Annotated in this window: 19 protein-coding genes; 9 read left to right on the top strand and 10 right to left on the bottom strand. The window is 73.0% G+C overall.

The annotated features are described in order from the left end of the window. Nucleotides 1-86: 86 nt before the first annotated feature. Nucleotides 87-878, bottom strand: a complete 792-nt coding sequence (locus tag IH61_RS0116980) for an ABC transporter ATP-binding protein (RefSeq protein ID WP_031070488.1) — start codon at nt 876-878, stop codon at nt 87-89. Between the two features lie 148 nt (nt 879-1,026). On the opposite strand from IH61_RS0116980, the gene IH61_RS0116975 reads away from it, so the two are divergent. Next, entirely contained in the window at nt 1,027-1,830 is an 804-nt protein-coding gene (locus IH61_RS0116975; RefSeq protein WP_031070486.1) for a hypothetical protein, read from the top strand. Between the two features lie 31 nt (nt 1,831-1,861). On the opposite strand, the gene IH61_RS0116970 is transcribed toward IH61_RS0116975, so the two are convergent. The 3 genes from IH61_RS0116970 to IH61_RS0116960 form a co-directional block, all read right to left on the bottom strand. Continuing rightward, nucleotides 1,862-2,521 carry a response regulator gene (locus IH61_RS0116970; protein ID WP_031070485.1) on the bottom strand — a complete coding sequence of 220 codons (660 nt, stop codon included), beginning with the start codon at nt 2,519-2,521 and terminating at the stop codon, nt 1,862-1,864. Further along, nucleotides 2,514-3,749, bottom strand: coding sequence for a GAF domain-containing sensor histidine kinase (locus IH61_RS0116965; protein ID WP_078911157.1), 1,236 nt, complete (start codon nt 3,747-3,749; stop codon nt 2,514-2,516). Before IH61_RS0116965 ends, IH61_RS0116970 begins: the two co-directional genes overlap by 8 nt. Nucleotides 3,750-3,918: 169 nt before the next feature. Further along, the gene (locus IH61_RS0116960; RefSeq protein WP_031070481.1) at nt 3,919-6,441 is read right to left on the bottom strand and encodes an FHA domain-containing protein; all 2,523 of its coding nucleotides are present in this window, start codon (nt 6,439-6,441) and stop codon (nt 3,919-3,921) included. Nucleotides 6,442-6,672: 231 nt separating this feature from the next. On the opposite strand from IH61_RS0116960, the gene serB reads away from it, so the two are divergent. Continuing rightward, nucleotides 6,673-7,929 (top strand): phosphoserine phosphatase SerB, encoded by a 1,257-nt coding sequence (serB, locus tag IH61_RS0116955; RefSeq protein ID WP_031070479.1) that lies wholly within the window; start codon nt 6,673-6,675, stop codon nt 7,927-7,929. Nucleotides 7,930-8,045: 116 nt separating this feature from the next. Here serB and IH61_RS0116950 read toward each other — a convergent pair whose 3' ends face one another. From IH61_RS0116950 to IH61_RS0116940, 3 genes are all read right to left on the bottom strand, one after another. Then, nucleotides 8,046-8,573: a SixA phosphatase family protein gene (locus IH61_RS0116950; protein WP_031070478.1), complete on the bottom strand. Its 528-nt coding sequence runs from the start codon at nt 8,571-8,573 to the stop codon at nt 8,046-8,048. 30 nt (nt 8,574-8,603) lie between these two features. Further along, nucleotides 8,604-8,726: an SGM_5486 family transporter-associated protein gene (locus tag IH61_RS49585; RefSeq protein ID WP_267884023.1), complete on the bottom strand. Its 123-nt coding sequence runs from the start codon at nt 8,724-8,726 to the stop codon at nt 8,604-8,606. A 67-nt stretch (nt 8,727-8,793) separates the two neighbouring features. Further along, nucleotides 8,794-10,083: a CynX/NimT family MFS transporter gene (locus IH61_RS0116940; protein ID WP_234327204.1), complete on the bottom strand. Its 1,290-nt coding sequence runs from the start codon at nt 10,081-10,083 to the stop codon at nt 8,794-8,796. A 166-nt stretch (nt 10,084-10,249) separates the two neighbouring features. Between IH61_RS0116940 and IH61_RS0116935 the strand changes: the two genes are divergently transcribed. After that, nucleotides 10,250-10,936 carry a FadR/GntR family transcriptional regulator gene (locus IH61_RS0116935; protein ID WP_031070474.1) on the top strand — a complete coding sequence of 229 codons (687 nt, stop codon included), beginning with the start codon at nt 10,250-10,252 and terminating at the stop codon, nt 10,934-10,936. A gap of 86 nt (nt 10,937-11,022) precedes the next feature. Here IH61_RS0116935 and fabI read toward each other — a convergent pair whose 3' ends face one another. Together fabI and fabG are read right to left on the bottom strand one after the other, a co-directional pair. Then, nucleotides 11,023-11,790, bottom strand: coding sequence for an enoyl-ACP reductase FabI (gene fabI, locus IH61_RS0116930; RefSeq protein ID WP_031070472.1), 768 nt, complete (start codon nt 11,788-11,790; stop codon nt 11,023-11,025). 2 nt (nt 11,791-11,792) lie between these two features. Beyond that, nucleotides 11,793-12,512 (bottom strand): 3-oxoacyl-[acyl-carrier-protein] reductase, encoded by a 720-nt coding sequence (gene fabG, locus IH61_RS0116925; protein WP_031070471.1) that lies wholly within the window; start codon nt 12,510-12,512, stop codon nt 11,793-11,795. Nucleotides 12,513-12,802: 290 nt separating this feature from the next. On the opposite strand from fabG, the gene IH61_RS0116920 reads away from it, so the two are divergent. The 6 genes from IH61_RS0116920 to IH61_RS0116895 all read left to right on the top strand — a co-directional run bounded on the left by IH61_RS0116920 (nt 12,803) and on the right by IH61_RS0116895 (nt 18,631). Beyond that, the gene (locus IH61_RS0116920) at nt 12,803-13,948 is read left to right on the top strand and encodes an MBL fold metallo-hydrolase (RefSeq protein ID WP_051837235.1); all 1,146 of its coding nucleotides are present in this window, start codon (nt 12,803-12,805) and stop codon (nt 13,946-13,948) included. A gap of 135 nt (nt 13,949-14,083) precedes the next feature. Further along, nucleotides 14,084-15,670 carry a TldD/PmbA family protein gene (locus tag IH61_RS0116915; RefSeq protein WP_051837244.1) on the top strand — a complete coding sequence of 529 codons (1,587 nt, stop codon included), beginning with the start codon at nt 14,084-14,086 and terminating at the stop codon, nt 15,668-15,670. Next, nucleotides 15,670-17,076, top strand: coding sequence for a metallopeptidase TldD-related protein (locus tag IH61_RS0116910; protein WP_031070465.1), 1,407 nt, complete (start codon nt 15,670-15,672; stop codon nt 17,074-17,076). The genes IH61_RS0116915 and IH61_RS0116910 overlap by 1 nt, the downstream gene beginning before the upstream one ends. Nucleotides 17,077-17,104: 28 nt before the next feature. Then, on the top strand, nt 17,105-17,656 hold the full coding sequence (locus IH61_RS0116905; RefSeq protein ID WP_031070463.1) for an RNA 2'-phosphotransferase: 552 nt from the start codon (nt 17,105-17,107) through the stop codon (nt 17,654-17,656). Nucleotides 17,657-17,773: 117 nt separating this feature from the next. Continuing rightward, nucleotides 17,774-18,151, top strand: a complete 378-nt coding sequence (locus tag IH61_RS0116900; RefSeq protein WP_031070462.1) for a DUF3099 domain-containing protein — start codon at nt 17,774-17,776, stop codon at nt 18,149-18,151. Nucleotides 18,152-18,415: 264 nt separating this feature from the next. Then, nucleotides 18,416-18,631 carry a hypothetical protein gene (locus tag IH61_RS0116895; protein WP_031070461.1) on the top strand — a complete coding sequence of 72 codons (216 nt, stop codon included), beginning with the start codon at nt 18,416-18,418 and terminating at the stop codon, nt 18,629-18,631. A gap of 10 nt (nt 18,632-18,641) precedes the next feature. Here IH61_RS0116895 and moaA read toward each other — a convergent pair whose 3' ends face one another. Further along, nucleotides 18,642-19,631, bottom strand: coding sequence for a GTP 3',8-cyclase MoaA (gene moaA, locus IH61_RS0116890; protein ID WP_031070459.1), 990 nt, complete (start codon nt 19,629-19,631; stop codon nt 18,642-18,644). Nucleotides 19,632-19,687 lie beyond the last annotated feature (56 nt).

Raw genomic sequence — 19,687 nt, 5'->3', positions numbered from 1 at the left:
GGGCTTCCGAGGCGGACAGTTCCCGCAGGTCGAGGGGCGGAAACCGGCCGCGCGTGCGACCGGTTCCCACCACGGCGGCGAACGGGCTAGCCGAGCGGCAGGCCCTGGGCCGACCAGCGGTCCCCGTGGCGCTCCAGGGTCAGCGGCAGGCCGAAGCACTTGGAGAGGTTGCGGGCGGTCAGCTCGGTGTCGATCGGGCCGGCGGTGAGCACCTTGCCCTGGCGGATCATCAGGACGTGGGTGAAGCCGGGGGCGATCTCCTCGACGTGGTGGGTGACCATCGCCATGGCCGGGGCGAACTCGTCCTGGGCGAGGGCGCCGAGGCGGCGCACCAGGTCCTCGCGGCCGCCGAGGTCGAGGCCCGCGGCGGGCTCGTCGAGCAGCAGCAGCTCGGGGTCGGTCATCAGGGCGCGGGCGATCAGGGTGCGCTTGCGCTCGCCCTCGGAGAGGGTGCCGAACTTGCGGCCGGTCAGGCCGGCCATGCCCATGCGGTCGAGCAGGGCGAGGGCGCGGCCCTCGTCGGACTGCTCGTAGGTCTCCTGCCAGCTGACGGTCATGCCGTAGGCGGCGGTGAGGACGGTCTGCAGGACGGTCTGCTCGGCGGGCAGCTTGTCGAACATCGAGGCGCCGGCCAGGCCGATGCGCGAGCGCAGCTCGAAGACGTCGACCTCGCCGAGCTTCTCGCCCAGCACCGACACCTTGCCCGAGGTCGGGAACAGGTACGTGGAGGCGATCTGCAGCAGGGTGGTCTTGCCGGCGCCGTTCGGGCCCAGGATGACCCAGCGCTCACCCTCGGAGATGGACCACGAGACCTGGTCGACCAGCGCGCGCCCCTCCCGGACCACGGATACGTCCACCAGCTCCAGCACGTCGCTCATGCCCACGCCTTCCCCAAAACAGAATTCTCGGCCGTCGATGCGGTCGGCCCTCCCGCCCCGGCAGCCGGTGGGCACGGGGTGGGTGCGCCGCACGCGCATGGGCAAACCTACGCCACGCGGATGACCGGCGATTCCGTAGGCTGGCCGGATGCTCGCGACACCTGCCGACAATCCGTACGAAGAGCCCCGATCGGGGCGGCTGGCCGCCTGGGGCAACGCCCTGCTGGCCGGGCTGGCGGCGCCGGACGACGCCGCCGCGGCCGTCCTGGACGCCGACGAGAGCCACCGGGTCACGGGCCTGCCCGGGGATGCGCCCGGCGAACTGCACGCGCTCACCTGGGCGCTGGGCCGCCTGCGGGTGCTGGGCGTGAAGGGCCTGCGCCTGGCGCTGCCCTCCCCCGGGCACCCGCTGGGGCTGACGGGCCCGGCGGCGTTCAACGAGCTGGCGATGGGCGCGGGCGAGGCGGTGCTCGCGGTGGGTGTGCCGCTGGGCCTGGTGCCGGAGATCACGGTGTTCGGCCCGGAGGGGGACCGCTCGGCGACGGTGCTGTGGCGCTGCGCCGAGGTCGGCGACGCCCCTCCGGCGGACGTGCCCTCGCTGCACGAGGCCGAGCGGGAGCTGGCGGACGGGCTGCGCGAGGCGACGCTGCTGCTGACCCGCCTGGACGTGGCGGGCGCGGGCCCGGGGGCGCTGCGCGCGCTGGAGGCGTACCGCCGCCGCGGGCACGCCGAGCTGCTGGCGCCGGGCTACCCGCCGCGTGCCGTGCGGGTGCTGGAGTCGGCGCGGCAGGTGTCGGCGCTGCTGGCGATCGCCTCGGACGGGCACGGCGCGGCGGTGAGCGCCTCCGAGATGGCGGCCCGGCAGTCGGTGCTGGCGCCCCTGCGGCGCACCGCGCGCCGGGCGCAGGTGGCCGCGTACAACGCCCTGGTGGACGAGCGCGAGGCCGGTTAGGCGGGTCGATACACCTGGGGCCTGTCCGGGCCTAGACGTCCTCGCGGGCCTCGCCGTGCCGGACGGCCCAGAGGGCGGCCTGGGTGCGGTCGGCGAGGTCCAGCTTCATCAGGATGTTGGAGACGTGGGTCTTCACTGTCTTCTCCGACAGGTGCAGGCTGCGGGCGATCTCCCGGTTGGAGCGGCCGTCGGCGATGTGGCCGAGCACCTCGCGTTCGCGCTCGGTGAGGGTGCCGCCGCGGCCCTGCGGGGCGCGGGGGCCGTCGTCGGCGAGCAGCGCCTCGGCCAGTTCGGGCTGGAGCAGCACATGGCCGGCGTGGACGGAGCGGATGGCGCCGGCCAGGGCTTCGGGGTCGACGTCCTTGTAGACGTATCCGGCGGCGCCGGCCCGCAGGGCGGGGACCATCGTGCGGTGCTCGGTGAAGCTGGTGACGATCAGGATGCGGGCCCGGCTGCCCTCGCCCTTGAGGGTGCGCAGCGCCTCGATGCCGTCGACGCCGGGCATCTTGAGGTCCATCAGGACGACGTCGGGGTCGAGTTCGCGGGCCCGGTCGACGCCCTCGGCGCCGTCCGCGGCCTCGCCGACCACCTCGATGTCGTCCTGGACCTCGAGGAAGGTGCGCAGCCCTCTGCGGACCACCTGGTGGTCGTCGACCAGCAGGACGCGGATCGACGGCGTGCTCTCAGGCACCGGGGACCTCCATCTCGACGAGCGTCCCCCGGCCGGGGGCGGATTCCAGGGTGAGCGTGCCGCCGACGGCGGACGCGCGGTCGCGCATCGAGGCGAGGCCGAGGTGGCGGCCGGCCCGGCGTACGGACTCGGGGTCGAAGCCGCGCCCGTCGTCGCGCACCCGCAGGACGGCGCCGCGGCCGGGCGTTCCGGCCAGGGTGACGGTGACGCGGCGGGCGTCGGAGTGGCGCAGCGCGTTGTGCAGGGCCTCCTGGGCGACGCGCAGCAGTGCGGCCTCCTGGGCGGGCGGCAGGGCGCGCACGCCGTCGGCGGCGTAGGCGACGTCGGCGGTGTGGGCGCGGTCGAGCAGTTGCACCTGGGAGGCGAGGGTGGCGCTGAGCCCGTCCTCCTCCAGGGCGGCGGGGCGCAGTTCGACGACGACGGCGCGCAGTTCGTCGGCGGCCTCGGCGGCGAGGCGGGCGACCTCGGCGAGTTCGGCGCGGGCGCGGGCCGGGTCGCGGTCGACGAGTTTGGCGGCGGCCTTGGCGGTCAGGCGCAGGGAGAAGAGCTTCTGGGAGACGGCGTCGTGCAGGTCGTGGGCGATGCGGGCGCGTTCGCCGGCGAGGGTGAGTTCGCGGCTGCGCTCGTAGAGGCGGGCGTTGGTGAGGGCGAGGGCGGCGTGGGCGGCGAGGATGCGCAGGAGTTCCTCGTCGTGGTCGGTGAACAGGCCCCCGCCGCGCTTGTTGGCGAGGAAGATGACGCCGGTGACGCGGGGTTCGTCCTCGGAGGCGTCGGAGGCGTCGGAGCCCTCGGACCTCACGGAGTCGACGATGGGCATGCCCAGGAAGGCGTCCATCTCGGGGTGGGCCTGCGGCCAGCCGCCGAAGGCGGGGGCCTTGCGGACGTCGGCGAGGCGGGTGGGGCCGGTCTCGTGGAGCATCTTGGCGAGTACGCCGTGCTGGCGCGGCAGCGGGCCGATGGCGCGCCACTGCTCGTCGGTGACGCCGTCGACGACGAACTGGGCGAAGCCGCCGTGGTCGTCGGGCACGCCGAGGGCGGCGTACTCGGCGTCGAGCAGTTCGCGGGCGGAGGCGGTGATGCGGCGCAGCACCTCGCGGACCTCCAGGTGGCGGCTCATCGCGAGCAGGGCCCGGCTGACGGCCTCGATCCCGGCGAGGGGGTCGCAGCCGGGCAGGTGGCCGGGGTCGGGGCGGTGGCCGGGGCGGTCGCCGTCGGTGGTGCTGGGCATACGGCCAAACTACCGCCGCGTTCCGGCGGCCCGCGTCCGTCCCGGGCCGGTCCGGTCGCGGGTCCGGGGACCTAGGTCGCAGGACCCCCGTCGGGCACCCCCGTACGCCGGAGGGCGGCTCCCCCCGGCGTACGGGGGGAGCCGCCCTCGAAGGCTGACGGGCCGGGTGTCAGCCCTTCTGCATGACCTCGGGCTCGTGCCGGCGCTGGAGCCGGGTGACGAGCACCCCGATGAGGACGGAGATGACGACCAGCGCGCCGGCGTCGACCACCCACTGCAGGACGCTGTGGTCCCAGAGCGGGTCGTACTTCGGGTTCTGGAAGTCCTTGTTCCAGGGGCCCATCAGCTTGGACAGGTCGAGCGTGGTGGCGACGATGCCGGTGCCCCAGCGGGCGGGCATCAGCCAGGCGACCTGCTCCAGGCCGGGCTTGCTGAAGATCTGGAAGAGGCAGCCGGTGAAGACGACCTGGACGATGGCGAACATGACCAGCAGCGGCATGGTCTTCTCGGAGGTCTTGACCAGGGCCGAGATCATCAGGCCGAACATCATCGCGGTGAAGCTGAGCAGGATCATGCCGATGGTCATCTCGATCAGCGGCGTGTTCTTCACCAGCAGGCCCCCGTGCTCGGGCAGCTTGCGCGGCAGGAAGCCGACGGCGGAGATGATGGCGCCCTGGATCACGCTGAACACGCCCAGCACGATGACCTTGGACATCATGTACGCGGAGCGGGAGAGCCCGGTGGCTCGTTCTCGCTCGTAGATCGCGCGTTCCTTGATGAGTTCGCGTACCGAGTTGGCCGCTCCGGAGAAGCAGGCGCCGATGGCGAGGATCATGAGGATCGTCGCGGCGCCGCTGTTGAGGTGCAGCTGGGTCTTCGGGTTGGGTGCGAGCCCGGCCTCGTTGGGCACGAGGACGCTGACGGCGCCGATGACGGCGGGCAGCAGGACGGACAGGGCGAGGAAGCCCCGGTCCGAGGCGAGCACCGACATGTAGCGGCGCATCAGCGTCCACAGCTGGGAGCCCCAGCTCTGGGGCTTGACCGGCTTGACGGCCTCCTGGGCGACCTGCACGTGCTGCACCTCGCCCGCCTCGACGGTCGGGGCGGAGTACTGCTGGTAGTGCACCGAGCCGCGGTAGCGGCCGGCCCAGTCGTGGTCCGGGTAGTTCTCGAACGCCTGGAAGACGTCGGCCCAGGTCTCGTACCCGAAGAAGTGCAGCGCCTCGTCCGGCGGGCCGAAGTAGGCCACCGAGCCGCCGGGCGCCATGACCAGCAGCCGGTCGCAGAGCGCGAGTTCGGCCACCGAGTGGGTGACGACCAGGATGGTGCGGCCGTCGTCGGCGTCGGCGAGGCTGCGAAGCATCTGCATGACCTCGCGGTCCATGCCCGGGTCGAGGCCGGAGGTGGGCTCGTCCAGGAAGATCAGCGAGGGCTTGGTCAGCAGCTCCAGCGCGACGGAGACGCGCTTCTGCTGGCCGCCGGAGAGCGCGGTGATCCTGTTGTCGGCGCGCTTGTCCAGGCGCAGCTCGTACAGCACCTCGTCGATGCGGGCGTTGCGCTCGGCGGCCTCGGTGTCGCCGGGGAAGCGCAGCTGGGCCGCGTACTTGAGGCCCTTACGGACGGTGAGTTCGCGGTGCAGGATCTCCGACTGCGGCACCAGGCCGATGCGGGAGCGCAGTTCCGCGAACTGCTTGTAGAGGTTGCGGCCGTCGTACAGGACCTCGCCGCGGTCGGCCGGGCGGTAGCCGGTGAGGGCGCGCAGCAGCGTGGACTTGCCGGAGCCGGAGGGGCCGATGACGGCGACGAGGGACTTCTCCGGGACGCCGAAGCTGACGTCGTTGAGGAGGATCTTCTTGCCGCCCTTGTGCTCGACCTCGACGGTCAGGTGGCGGGCGGAGAAGGAGACGGCGCCGGTGTCGACGAACTCCTGGAGCTGGTCCCCGACGAGGACGAAGCTGGAGTGGCCGACGGTCAGGCGGTCCTGCGGGCCCACGAGCTGACGCTGCACCCGCTGGCCGTTGAGGAAGATGCCGTTGTGGCTGCCGAGGTCGATGAACTCGAAGCGGCCGTCGGGAAGCTGGCGCAGCTCGGCGTGGTGGCGGGAGACCTGGAGGTCGGAGACCACGATGTCGTTGTCGAGCGCGCGGCCGATGCGGATGGTGCGCATGGCGGACGTCAGGTTGCGGATGATGGTCGGCTGCGGGCCCCCGCTGCCGCCCACCGGCTGCTGCTGCGGCGGCGGGAACCCCTGGTGCGGGATGCCCTGCGGCGGGATGCCCTGCGGCGTGTACTGGTCCTGCGGCTGCTGCTGCGGGTAGTACGGCGACTGCGGCGTGGGCGCGGGCCCGCGGCTGGTGGTGGCCTCGTGCACGGGGACGGCCTGCGGGGCGGCGACCTGCGCGGGGGCGGAGAAACCGAGCCGGGGGCCGTTCTCCGCGTTGCCCAGGTTGACCACCGCTCCGGGGTACAGCTGGGCCTGGAGGGTGCGGGCCCCGGCGACGTACGTGCCGTTGGTGCTCCCGTGGTCGTCCAGCTGCCAGCCGTTGCCGTTGAAGCTGATGGTCCCGTGCTGCCAGGAGACCCTGGCGTCGTCGAACGTGAAGTCCGACTGCGGGTTGCGCCCGATGGTGTAGGACCGCCCGGGCTCAAGAGTCCGCTGCTGTCCGTTGATCTCGATGACGAGTTGCGGCACTGCTCGCCTGCCCCGCTCTCTCGGTTCCCCCGATTTGGCCCCCGGCCGGGGGTGCGATGTCCTGAAACTGACGGGGGAATCATTCCAGCCCGCCGACCTCGGATGAAAGTCACCCCGGGTGACTGTGACCAGCCTGCTACCCACCCGGTCTCCTCCGGCCCTCTCCGACCGGTCCGCGAGGTGGGACGGGTGCCCTGGGCTCCTCGGCCGACGGGTAGCGTGGGAGGCACCATGAACGCATCGCCCCTGGCCGCTGAGCCCCTCCCCGCCGCCCAGCCCCGGACCGCGGACGAGCGAACCCTGCTCGTCAAGGTGTTCGGCAAGGACCGCCCCGGCATCACCGCCGGTCTCTTCGCGACGCTGGCAGGCTTCGGCGTCGACGTGATCGACATCGAGCAGGTCGTGACCAGAGGCCGCATCACGCTGTGCGCCCTGGTCACCCCGCCGTCCGCGCCCGGTGCCGAGGGGGGCCTGCGGGCCACCGTGCACCGCTGGGCGGAGGAGCAGAAGCTCCAGGCCGAGATCCTGTCCGGCATCGGCGACAACCGGCCGCGCCGGGAGGGCCGTTCGCACGTGACGGTGCTCGGCAGCCCGCTGACCTCGGCGGCCGTCTCCGCGCTGACCTCGCGGATCACCGCCTCGGGCGGCAACATCGACCGTGTCTTCCGCCTGGCCAAGTACCCGGTGACGGCCGTGGAGTTGGCCGTCTCCGGTGTGGCGACGGACGAGCTGCGGGCCGAGCTGGCCGCGGAGGCGGCGACCCAGCGGGTGGACGTGGCGGTGGTGTCGGCGGGGCTGGAGCGCCGGGCCAAGCGGCTGGTGGTGATGGACGTGGACTCCACGCTCATCCAGGACGAGGTGATCGAGCTGTTCGCCGCCCACGCGGGCTGCGAGGCGGAGGTCGCCCGGGTGACGGCCTCGGCGATGGCCGGCGAGCTGGACTTCGCCGAGTCGCTGCGGGCCCGGGTGGCGCTGCTGGCGGGGCTGGACGCCTCGGTGACGGAGAAGGTGCGCGCGGAGGTCCGCTTCACGCCGGGGGCGCGCACCCTGATCCGTACGCTCCAGCGCCTGGGCTTCCAGGTGGCGGTGGTGTCGGGGGGGTTCACCCAGGTCACCGACCACCTGGTGAAGGAGCTGGGGCTGGACTTCGCGGCGGCGAACACCCTGGAGGTGGTGGACGGGAAGTTCACCGGCCGGGTGGTCGGCGAGATCGTGGACCGGGCCGGCAAGGCCCGCTGGCTGACGCGCTTCGCCGAGCAGGCGCGGGTGCCGCTGTCGCAGACGGTGGCGATCGGCGACGGCGCCAACGACCTGGACATGCTGAACGCGGCGGGCCTGGGGGTGGCGTTCAACGCCAAGCCCGTGGTGCGGGAGGCGGCCGACACGGCGGTGAACGTGCCGTTCCTGGACACGGTGCTCTACCTGCTGGGCATCACCCGCGAGGAGGTCGAGGCGGCGGACGCCCTGGACGGCACCCCGACCGAGTAGGCCCGTCTCGGGCGTACGGAAGCAGCCGAGGGGCGTGCGGGCTCGGCCCGCACGCCCCTCGGTCCGTCAGGGCCGGTCAGGCCCCGGTCTGGGCCCGGTCCGGGCCCGATCAGCTCTCAGTCCTGCGGCGTGTAGTACGAGACCAGCGCGGCCACGCCCGGTTCGACGCCCTTCCAGGAGCCCTCGAAGCTGAGCACGGCGATCGCCGAGGTCGGGAAGCCGCCCAGGCGCAGGCGCTCCAACGCGTCGCGGTCGCCCTCGTCCCCCGCGAGCACCTGGGTCAGGCCGAGCACGCCGGGGTTGTGGCCGACGAGCACCACGTCCGCGTACTCCTCCGGAACCTCCTGCAGCACGGCGATGATCTCGCCCGGGCTGGCCTCGTAGATCCGGTCCTCGTAGACCGTCTTGCGGGCGCGCTTGGGCAGCTCGTGCGCGGCCAGCTTCCAGGTCTCCCGGGTGCGCAGGGCGGTGGAGCAGAGCACGAATTCGGGGTTGATGCCCGAGTCGACCAGCCAGCGGCCGGCTTCCGGGGCCTGGTGACGGCCCCGGTCGGCCAGCGGCCGCTCGTGGTCGTCCACGCCGTTGGGCCAGTCGGCCTTGGCGTGGCGGAGAACGATGATCCTGCGGGGCGTGTCGGCGCTCATACCCAGCAAGCTTGGCAGAAAAAAGGGCGCTCAGCCCATCGCGGCGGCGACGGAGGCGATGATCGCCACCAGCACCGCGATGCCGGCGAAGGCGAGGGCGATCCGGCCGAGCTGCTTGCGGCCGTCGGTGGGGTTCGGGTCGAGAACGGGCATGTCGGGAATTCTCGCACCCCGAACACGCCCGCCCTCCCCCGCCCCCGCCGCCTCGATGACGCCTTGGTCAGCCCTTGACCTGCGGCACCACCGGGTGCACGGCCTCGTCCTCGATGTGCCGGGCCCGCGCGGCCCGCAGGCCGAAGAGCATCTGCGGCACCAGCAGCACCGCCAGGAAGCCCAGCGGCCCGTACCACTCGCCGGTGATGTCGTAGATCCGGCCGATCAGGATCGGGCCGGGGATGGAGATCAGGTAGCCGACGCCCTGGGCGAAGGCGGACAGCTGGGCCACCCCTCCGGCCGTGCGGGCGCGCAGGCCGATCATCGTCAGCACCAGCGGGAAGGCGCAGTTGGACAGGCCCACCAGGACGCACCACAGCCACGACGCCCCGGCCGGGGCGAGCGCGAGGCCCGCGTACCCGGCGATGCCGCAGGCGGCGAGCACCACGACGAACGGCCGCTGGTCCCCGCGCCGGGCGGCCAGGTTGGGCAGCACGAAGGAGACCGGCACGCCGATCACCATGGTGACGGCGAGCAGCACCCCGGAGGTGCCCTTGTCGATGCCCGCGTCCTGGAAGATCTTCGGCAGCCAGCCCATCACCACGTACGCGCCGGTGGCCTGGAGGCCGAAGAAGCAGGCCAGCGCCCAGGCGGTACGGCTGCGGGTGATCGGCAGCCTGACGGGGGCGGCGGAGCCGGCGGCCTTCTCGCCGCGCTCGCGGCGGGAGATCAGCACGGGCAGCCAGAGCAGCAGGGCCACCGCGCCGAGGGCCGCCCAGACGCCGAGGCCGTAGCGCCAGTCGCCGCCGAGGGAGCTGGTCAGCGGCACGGTGACGGCGGCGGCCAGCGCGGTGCCGGCGGACAGCGCCATCGAGTACAGGCCGATCATCGGCCCGACCTTCTCGGGGAAGTACCGCTTGATCACCACGGGCAGCAGCACGTTGGAGACGGCCACACCCGCCAGGGCCAGTGCGGTGAGCAGCAGGAAGACGGCCGTGCCGCCGGCGAAGGAGCGGGCCAGCACGCCGGCGGTGATCGCCCCCATGCCGGCGGTGACCACGGCGATCGGGCCGAGGCGCCGGGCCATGGCGGGCGCCGCGAAGCCGAACACGCCGAAGCAGAGCGAGGGGACGGCGGTGAGCAGCCCGGCGAGGGTCGGGTTCATCCCGAGGTCGGCGCGGACCTGGTCGAGCAGCGGTCCGAGGCTGGTGACGACGGGGCGCAGGTTGAACGCGGCGGCGGCGATGGCGATCGCGAAGAGCCAGAGGCCGTACGTCCCGGCGGGCCTGGCGGGCCGCTCGGTCCGTGGTGGCGCCTCGGGGCGGGAGGAGGCTGTGGTGTCTGCTGCGGGAGGCATGGGCGCCATCATAGAATGATGGGATGAATTGATGCACCTCGGTATTGACATGATGTGCCGACCGTTCATCCTCCGGACACATCCGACCCGGGCCCCGCCCCCGCCGCAGACCCACGCCGCAGACCCCCCGCCGTAGACCACGCCGTAGAGCCGCAAGGAGACCCCCGTGGCGCTGTCCTCCCCGAGGCGCACCCCGCTGTCCGACCAGGTGATCGCCCAGCTGCGCGCCCAGATCACCTCCGGCGAGTGGCCCGTCGGCTCACGCATCCCGACCGAGGCGGCCCTGGTCGAACAGCTGGGCGTGGCCCGCAACACCGTCCGCGAGGCCGTCCGCGCCCTCGCGCACAACGGGCTGCTGGACATCCGGCAGGGCTCCGGCACGTACGTCCTCGCCACCAGCGAGCTCGCCGGGGTGATGCACCGCCGCTTCGCCGATGCCCCCCAGGCCCAGGTCTCCGAACTGCGGGCCGCCCTGGAGACCTCCGCGGCCGGGCTCGCCGCCGAGCGGCGCACCGAGCGCGACCTCGCCTTGCTGGACGCCGCCCTCGGCCGCCGCGAGGACGCCTGGCACTCGGGGGACGCCGAGGCGTTCGTCCAGGCCGACGCCGCCTTCCACCAGGCCGTGGTGGCCGCCTCCCACAACGACGTGCTGCTCGCCGTCTACGCCGACCTCGGCGAGGTCACCCGCGAGCACCTGCGCAACGACGTCGGCCCCGAGCTGACCCCCGAGCGCTACATCGGGCACGCCGCCATCCTGGACGCCATCCGCGACCGGGACGCCCAGCGCGCCTCCGTCGAGGCGGGCCGGGCCATCGGCGCCTGCTCCGCGGCCGAGGCGGCCGGAGCGGTCTGACCGGCCCGAGCGGCCCGACGACGAACGCCCGGCACCCCTCCTCGGGGTGCCGGGCGTTCGGGCGTTCGTACGTTCGGGCGTGGGCGTCAGGCGCCGATGGCGTGCAGGCCGCCGTCCACGTGGATGATCTCGCCGGTGGTCTTCGGGAACCAGTCCGACAGCAGCGCGACGATGCCGCGACCGGCCGGCTCCGGGTCGCCCAGGTCCCACTTCAGCGGGGAGCGCTGGTTCCAGGTGTCGGCCAGCTCCGTGAAGCCCGGGATGGACTTGGCGGCCATCGAGCCGATCGGCCCCGCCGAGATCAGGTTGCAGCGGATGTCCCGGTCGCCGAGGTAGCGCGCCAGGTAGCGGTTGGTCGCCTCCAGCGCGGCCTTGGCCGGGCCCATCCAGTCGTACTGCGGCCACGCGAACTGCGCGTCGAAGGTCAGGCCGACGACGGAGCCGCCGTCCTGCATCAGCGGCAGCAGCGCCGTGGTCAGCGACTTCAGCGAGTACGCCGAGACGTGCATCGCGGTGGCCACAGACTCCCACGGGGTGTCCAGGAAGCCGCCGCCCAGCGCGTCCTGCGGGGCGAAGCCGATCGAGTGGACGATGCCGTCCAGGGTCGGCAGCTCCTCGCGGACCTTGTCCGCCAGGCCGGCCAGGTGCTCCGGGTTGGAGACGTCCAGCTCGAGCACCTTGACGGGCTTGGGCAGCTTCCTGGCGACCCGCTCGGTCAGGGTCGGGCGCGGCCAGGCGGTGAGGATGATCTCCGCGCCCTGCTCCTGCGCCAGCTTGGCGGTGTGGAAGGCGATGGAGGACTCCATCAGCACACCCGTGATCAGGATGCGCTTTCCTTCGAGGATTCCACTCATGCTCAGTGACCCATGCCCAATCCGCCGTCCACGGGGATGACGGCTCCGGTGATGTACGCGGCCTCTTCCGACCCGAGGAAGCGCACGGTCGAGGCGACCTCGGCGGGCGCCGCGTAGCGGCCCAGCGGCACGCCCGAGACGATCTCCGCGCGGCGCTCGTCGCTGAGCACGGCGGTCATGTCGGTGTCCACGAAGCCGGGGGCGACCACGTTGACCGTGATGTTGCGCGGGCCGAGCTCGCGCGCCAGCGACCGGGCGAAGCCCACGAGGCCGGCCTTGGAGGCGGCGTAGTTCGCCTGGCCCGGCGAGCCGGACAGGCCCACGACGGACGAGATCAGGACAACACGGCCCTTCTTCGCGCGCATCATCAGCTTGGAGGCGCGCTTGACCACCCGGAACGTGCCGGTCAGGTTGGTGTCCAGGACGGAGGTGAAGTCCTCCTCGGACATGCGCAGCAGCAGGGTGTCGTTGGTGATGCCCGCGTTGGCGACCAGCACCTGGACCGCGCCGTGCTTCTCCTCGATCTCGGTGAAGGCGGCGTTGACCTGCTCGGCGTCCGTGATGTCGCAGCGCACCGCGAGGACGTCGTACTTGGCCAGCGCCTCCGGCACCTCGCCCGAGCGGCTGGTGATGGCGACCTTGTCGCCGCCCTCGGCGAAGGCCAGCGCGATCGCGAGGCCGATGCCCCGGTTTCCTCCGGTGACGAGAACCGAGCGGCTCAACGATCCACCTCTTCCCGTGTGTCAGCGCGTACGTCGGAATGCGTACGCCCTGTGACGCTATCGGGCGCCCGGCGGCGTCAGCGCATCGGGCTCCGACAGCGCCACCCCTGCGGAACTGTCGCAATCCGACAATCCGCGCCCGCCCGGCACCCCCTCGAAAAGCCTTCCGGACCGAAGCGGCTGTCCGGGAACAACACGGCCGGGACGCCCGTTGCCCCCGTGGTGCGGAACGACCCGGGACCGGCCGTACCCTCCCCGAGGCGTCCCGGCGAGCGATGAAGGCAGCGCCCATGAGCAAGGCACGGCCCGGCGGCAACCACCGGCGCGGAGGACGACTGGCCCTGGCCGCCCTGGCGGCGGGCCTCGGCGCGGCCGCCTGGTCGCTGCGCGACCTGCCGGCGGCGTTCGGGCGGCGCCCCGACGCCGAGCGCGAGGACCGGGTCCGCGAGTCGCCGCAGTTCCGCGACGGCGTCTTCCATAACGCGCCCTCCGAGCTCGCCCGCACCTCCGAGGCGCCCGGGTTCGACGCCGGCACCGCCCGCCGGATGATGTTCGAGCGCGACGGCCGCGTCCCCGCCCACCCGGTGCCCACCGTCCGCCCGGCCCCCGAGGACGGCCCGGCCGGCGAGGGCGTGCGGATCACCTGGTACGGGCACGCCTCCGCGCTGGTGGAGCTGGAGGGCTTCCGGGTCCTGCTCGACCCGATCTGGAGCGACCGCTGCTCCCCCGCCGCGCACGTCGGCCCCAAGCGGCTGCACCCGGTGCCCGTCGAGCTGGAGGAGCTGCCGCCGGTCGACGCCGTGCTCATCTCGCACGACCACTACGACCACCTCGACATGGCCACCGTCAAGCGCCTGGTGCGCAGCCAGTCCGCGCCCTTCGCGGTCCCGCTGGGCATCGGCGGCCACCTGCGCCGCTGGGGCGTGCCCGAGCACCGGATCATCGAGCTGGACTGGGACGAGACCTGCACCCTCGGCGACCTGGTCCTCACCCTCACCTCGGCGCACCACTTCTCCGGCCGCGGCCTGACCCGCAACACCACCCTGTGGGGCTCCTGGGTCGTCGCCGGCCCCACCCGCAGGGTCTTCTACACCGGCGACTCCGGCTACTTCGAGGGCTACGCCCGCATCGGCGAGCAGCACGGCCCCTTCGACGCCTCGCTGGTGCAGATCGGCGCCTACGACGCCGCCTGGGCCGACATCCACATGACCCCCGAGGACGCCGTCCTCGCCCACCGCGACCTGCGCGGGGGCCTGCTCGTGCCCGTGCACTGGTGCACCTTCAACCTGGGCCTGCACCCGTGGGCCGAGCCGGTGGAGCGCCTCCTGAAGGAGGCCAAGGCGCAGGCTGTCCAGCTGACCGTGCCCCGCCCGGGCGAGCGGGTCGACGTCGACAACCCGCCGGAGCTGGACGGCTGGTGGGAGACCGTCTCCTAGGCCGTGTCCGGGCGAGGGTGACACCGGCCGAAATGCGCTGGCCGGAAACCCCGTGGACGGGAAATGATGCGGTTCGGCGTGCCCTGTGCGCGCCGAACCGCCACCCTCCGCGACCTGGGAGCCCGATTGCCTCCGATCCCTCCGGCCGACCGCGCCCCTGACGGGCGCGCCGTCGACGAGCTGTTCCTCGCCCTGCCCCTGCGCACCCTCGCCGACGCGGCCCTCACCCGGGCCCGTGAACTCGGCGTCACCCACGCCGACTTCCGCCTGGAGCGGGTCCGCAGCGCCTCCTGGCGGCTGCGCGACGCCCGCCCGGCCGGCACCTCCGACAGCGTCCAGCTCGGCTTCGCCGTCCGGGTGCTGCTGGACGGCGCCTGGGGCTTCGCCGCCGGTGTGGACCTCACCCCCGGCGCGGCCGTGCGGGTCGCCGAGCAGGCCGTCGCCGTCGCCCGCCTCTCGGGCGGGATCAGCCGGGCGGCCGGCTCCACCGAGCGGGTCGAGCTGGCGGACGAGCCCGTCCACCGGGACGTCACCTGGGTCTCCTCCTACGAGGTGAACCCCTTCGAGGTGCCGGACGCCGAGAAGACGGCGCTGCTCGCCGAGTGGAGCTCGCGGCTGCTGGCCGCCGAGGGCGTCTCCCACGTCCAGGCGAGCCTGCTGACCGTCCAGGAGAACAAGTTCTACGCGGACACCGCGGGCACGGTCACCACCCAGCAGCGCATCCGGCTCCACCCCGGCCTGGAGGCCACCTCCGTCGACGAGCGCACCGGCGCCTTCGACACCATGTCCACCCTGGCCCCGCCGGTGGGCCGCGGCTTCGAATATCTCACGGGGGTCCGGGGGTCGTCCCCTGATGGACAGGGCCTGCGGGGCACGGGCTGGGACTGGGACGCCGAGCTCGCCGAGCTCCCCGTCCTGCTGGCCGAGAAGATGAAGGCCCCCAGTGTCGAGGCCGGCCGCTACGACCTGGTCATCGACCCGTCCAACCTGTGGCTCACCATCCACGAGTCCATCGGCCACGCCACCGAGCTGGACCGCGCCCTCGGCTACGAGGCCGCCTACGCCGGCACCTCCTTCGCCACCTTTGACCAGCTCGGCTCGCTGAAGTACGGCTCCGAGCTGATGCACGTCACCGGTGACCGCACCGCCGAGCACGGCCTGTCCACCATCGGGTACGACGACGAGGGCGTGGCGACCCAGTCCTGGGACCTCGTCAGGGACGGCACCCTGGTCGGCTACCAACTCGACCGCGGCATGGCCAGGTTGAAGGGCTTCGAGCGCTCCAACGGCTGCGCCTTCGCCGACTCCCCCGCGCACGTGCCCGTCCAGCGCATGGCCAACGTCTCGCTGCAGCCCGCCGCCGGCGGCCCGGACACCGCCGGGCTGATCTCCCAGGTGGAGAACGGCCTCTACATCGTCGGCGACCGCTCCTGGTCCATCGACATGCAGCGCTACAACTTCCAGTTCACCGGCCAGCGCGCCTACGCCGTGAAGAACGGCGAACTCGCGGGCCAGGTCAAGGACTTCGCCTACCAGGCCACCACCACCGACTTCTGGGGCTCGATGACGGCCGTCGGCGGCCCGCAGACGTACGTCCTCGGCGGCGCCTTCAACTGCGGCAAGGCGCAGCCCGGCCAGGTCGCTGCCGTCAGCCACGGCTGCCCCTCGGCGCTGTTCCGCAACGTCAACGTGCTCAACACCCAGCAGGAGGCGGGTCACTGATGACCGACCTGACCACGACCCGGCCCCACGACCTCGTCGAGCTGGCGCTGAGCCTCTCCCGCGCCGACGGCTGCGTGGTGATCGCCGACGAGGAGTCCACCGCCAACCTGCGCTGGGCCGGCAACGCCCTGACCACCAACGGCGTCACCCGGGGCCGGCGCCTCACCGTGATCGCCACCGTCGACGGCGCCGAGGGCACCGCCTCCGGCGTGGTCTCCCGCGAGGCCGTCACCACCGAGGACGTCGAGCCGCTGGTCCGCGCCGCCGAGGACGCCGCGCGTGCGGCGGGCCCCGCCGAGGACGCCCAGCCGCTGGCCGCCGGCCGGCCGGTCTCCCCGGGCTTCACCGAGCCCCCGGCGGAGACCTCCATCGCGGTGTTCGACGCCTTCGGCCCGGCCCTGGGCGAAGCCTTCGCCCGCGCCGCCGCCCAGGGCGAGCTGCTGTACGGCTTCGCCCGGCACGAGGTCGTCACCAGCTACCTCGGCAGCTCCACGGGCCTGCGGCTGCGCCACGACCAGCCCACCGGCATGGTCGAGATCAACGCCAAGACGGCCGACCTGTCCGGCTCGGCCTGGGCCGGCGCTGCCACCCGGGATTTCACGGACGTCGACCTGCCCGCCCTGCACACCGAGCTGACCAAGCGCCTGGGCTGGGGCGCGCGCAGGGTCGACCTGCCGGCCGGCCGCTACGAGACGCTGCTGCCGCCCTCGGCCGTCGCCGACCTGATGATCTACCTCAACTGGTCCTCGGGCGGCCGCGACGCCCACGAGGGCCGCACCGTCTTCTCCAAGCCCGGCGGCGGCACCCGCGTCGGCGAGAAGCTCAGCCCGCTGCCGCTGACCCTGCGCTCCGACCCGCACGAGGAGGGGCTCGAGGCCGCTCCGTTCGTCCTCACCCACTCCAGCGGCGGGGACGTCTCGGTCTTCGACGACGGCCTGCCGATCACCGCCACCCAGTGGCTGCGCGAGGGCGTGCTCAACGACCTGGTCACCAGCCGCCACGCGGCCGACCTCACGGGCCTGCCGCTGCGCCCGGCCGTGGACAACCTGGTGCTGGAGACGGCCGACCAGGCGTCCGCTCCCACGCTGGACGAGATGATCGCCCGCACCGAGCGCGGCCTGCTGCTCACCTGCCTCTGGTACATCCGCGAGGTGGACCCGGCCACGCTGCTGCTCACGGGCCTGACCCGTGACGGCGTCTACCTCGTCGAGAACGGCGAGGTCGTCGGCGCGGTCAACAACTTCCGGTTCAACGAGTCCCCGGTGGACCTCCTGGGCCGGATCACCGAGGTGGGCCGCACCGAGCGCTGCCTGCCCCGCGAGTGGAACGACTACTTCACCCGCACCGCGATGCCACCCGTGCGTGTCGCGGACTTCAACATGAGTTCGGTCAGCCAGGCTTCGTAGCCGCTGGTCAACGGGGGATACGAGAGACATGACGGACGAGAAGCGCATGGTCAAGGCGAGCAGGATGCTCTCCCGCATCCTGCGGCACGAACCCGAGCGGGTCGGCATCGAGCTCGACGAGGCCGGCTGGGTCCGGATCGACGTGCTGCTCGCGGCGCTGGCGGCCAAGGGCAACCGGCTGACCAGGGCGGAGCTGGACCACGTCGTGGCCACCAACAACAAGCGCCGCTTCGGCTACTCGGCCGACGGTCTCTCGATCCGCGCGAACCAGGGCCACACGGTGGCGGTCGACCTCGGTCTGGCCGCCGCCGTGCCGCCCCCGGTGCTCTACCACGGCACCGCCGACCGCCACCTGGCGGCGATCTTCCACGAGGGCCTGCGCCCGATGGCCCGCCAGGACGTCCACCTGTCGGCGGACACCGAGACCGCGACCAGGGTCGGCGCCCGGCACGGCCGCCCGGTGGTGCTGACGGTCAACGCCACCGCGATGGCGGCAGCCGGGCACGAGTTCCGCCTCAGCGAGAACGGCGTCTGGCTCACCGACGCCGTCCCCCCGCAGTACCTCTCCCGTCGCTCGTAGCACCGACCGTACGACGCCATCCGGCGCACCCGCCCTCGTCGCGGCCACCCCCCGGGCGTACCGTGAGGAGGTCGTGCGGCGAGGCGCGTGGGCGCGTGGACGAGGGTGGTTGGACACATGGGCAAGAGCGGCGACGAGGTCTACCGGATCACCGGGGCGCGCAGCAGCCTCAGCGAGGACGTCAGGGGCCGACAGCGCCGGTACGTCGTCTCGATGCTGCTGCGCACCGTGTGCGTACTGCTGGCCGTGGTGCTGTGGGACGTCCAGCGCTGGCTGGCCTTCGGGGCCCTGGCGGGTGCGGTGCTGCTGCCGTACTTCGCGGTGCTGGTCGCCAACGCGGGCCGGGAGCGGGCCCCGGGCCTGCCGAGCACCTTCGACATCCCGGCCGGCACCCCGCTGATGCTGGGCCCCGGTGGTAGCGGTGGTGCGGGTGCGGCGGCCGGTGCAGGCGGGGCGGAGAAGAACACCACCGAATCTTCACGGGACGTGAACTGACTGACCGTTCTGTACGTTTCCATTCGGAAATGGCAACCGGAAAGCTCAAAAGAACCTCAGATTAATCTTGCAGGACCTCCCCAACCGAGCCCCTCGACGTGACATACTGCGTACGCGCTCCGCATCCCCCGTCGGAGCGACGGACCGACGCCGGGCGGCTCCCCCCGTGGCTGCCCGGCGTCGCCATGCCCGCTTCCCGGGCGGCCGAACCCGCGTGACAGACTGGCGGTGCAGAACCACCCGCCGAGTTCCGAGGACGGCCCGATGGACACCCCGATCTGCTCCGCCAAGGGCTGCCGGGCCGACGCCCTGTGGGTGCTGGTGTGGAACAACCCCAAGCTGCACACCCCGGACCGCCGCAAGACCTGGCTCGCCTGCGACGAGCACCGCGAGCACCTCTCGCAGTTCCTGGGCGTGCGCGGCTTCCTCAAGGAGGTCGTCGCCTTCGCCGACTGGACCCCCGAAACGGCCGAGCCCTAGCCGCCGAGCCCTAGCCGCCGATCGCGGACATCGGCCGCTCGGGCTGGTGGAACTCGGGGTTGTCGATCCCGGCCCCGGCCTTCTTGCCCCACATCGCCGCCCGCCACAGCGCCGCCAGTTCGGCGTCGTCGGCCCCCGAGCGCAGCGCGGCGCGCAGGTCGCTCTCCTCGGTGGCGAACAGGCAGTTGCGCACCTGCCCGTCCGCGGTGAGCCTGGTCCGGTCGCAGGCGCGGCAGAACGGCCGGGTGACGGAGGCGATCACGCCCACCCGCCCGGCGCCGCCGTCCACGATCCAGCGCTCGGCGGGTGCCGCGCCCCGGCGGGCGGAGGGCTCCGGGGTGAGCGAGAACCGCGCGCCGAGCCGGTCGAGGATCTCCTCGGCGGTGATCATCGCCGAGCGGTCCCAGCCGTGCTGGGCGTCCAGCGGCATCTGCTCGATGAAGCGCAGCTCGTAGCCGCGCTCCAGGCACCAGGCCAGCAGGTCGGGCGCCTCGTGGTCGTTGACGCCGCGCATCAGCACCGCGTTGAGCTTGACCGGCGTCAGCCCGGCCTCCTCGGCGGCGGCGAGCCCGTCCAGCACGTCCTGGAGGCGACGGCGGCGGGTGAGGGTGTGGAACACCTCGGGGTCGAGGGTGTCCAGGGAGACGTTGACCCGGTTCAGCCCGGCCTCGCGCAGCGCCGCGGCGGTGCGGCCCAGGCCGATGCCGTTGGTGGTCAGCGACAGCTCCGGTCTCGGCTCCAGCCCCGCGCAGGCCGCGACGATGCCGACCAGCCCGGGGCGCAGCATCGGCTCGCCGCCGGTGAAGCGCACCTCGCGCACGCCCAGGTCGCGCACGGCGATCCCGACCAGCCGGACGATCTCCTCGTCGGTGAGCAGCTCGGGCTTGGCGAGCCAGCTGAGGCCCTCCTCCGGCATGCAGTAGGTGCAGCGCAGGTTGCACCTGTCGGTGAGGGAGACCCGAAGGTCGACGGCCTGTCGTCCGAAGCTGTCCAGCAGCATGTGGCGCCCCTTCCCGAGTGTGCGGCCGGTGAACGCACCGGCCCGGCCGCGCCGTA

The organism is Streptomyces sp. NRRL WC-3742 (assembly GCF_000720635.1).
Classification (GTDB): domain Bacteria; phylum Actinomycetota; class Actinomycetes; order Streptomycetales; family Streptomycetaceae; genus Kitasatospora.
This window is presented reverse-complemented; position numbering and strand designations above follow the sequence as displayed.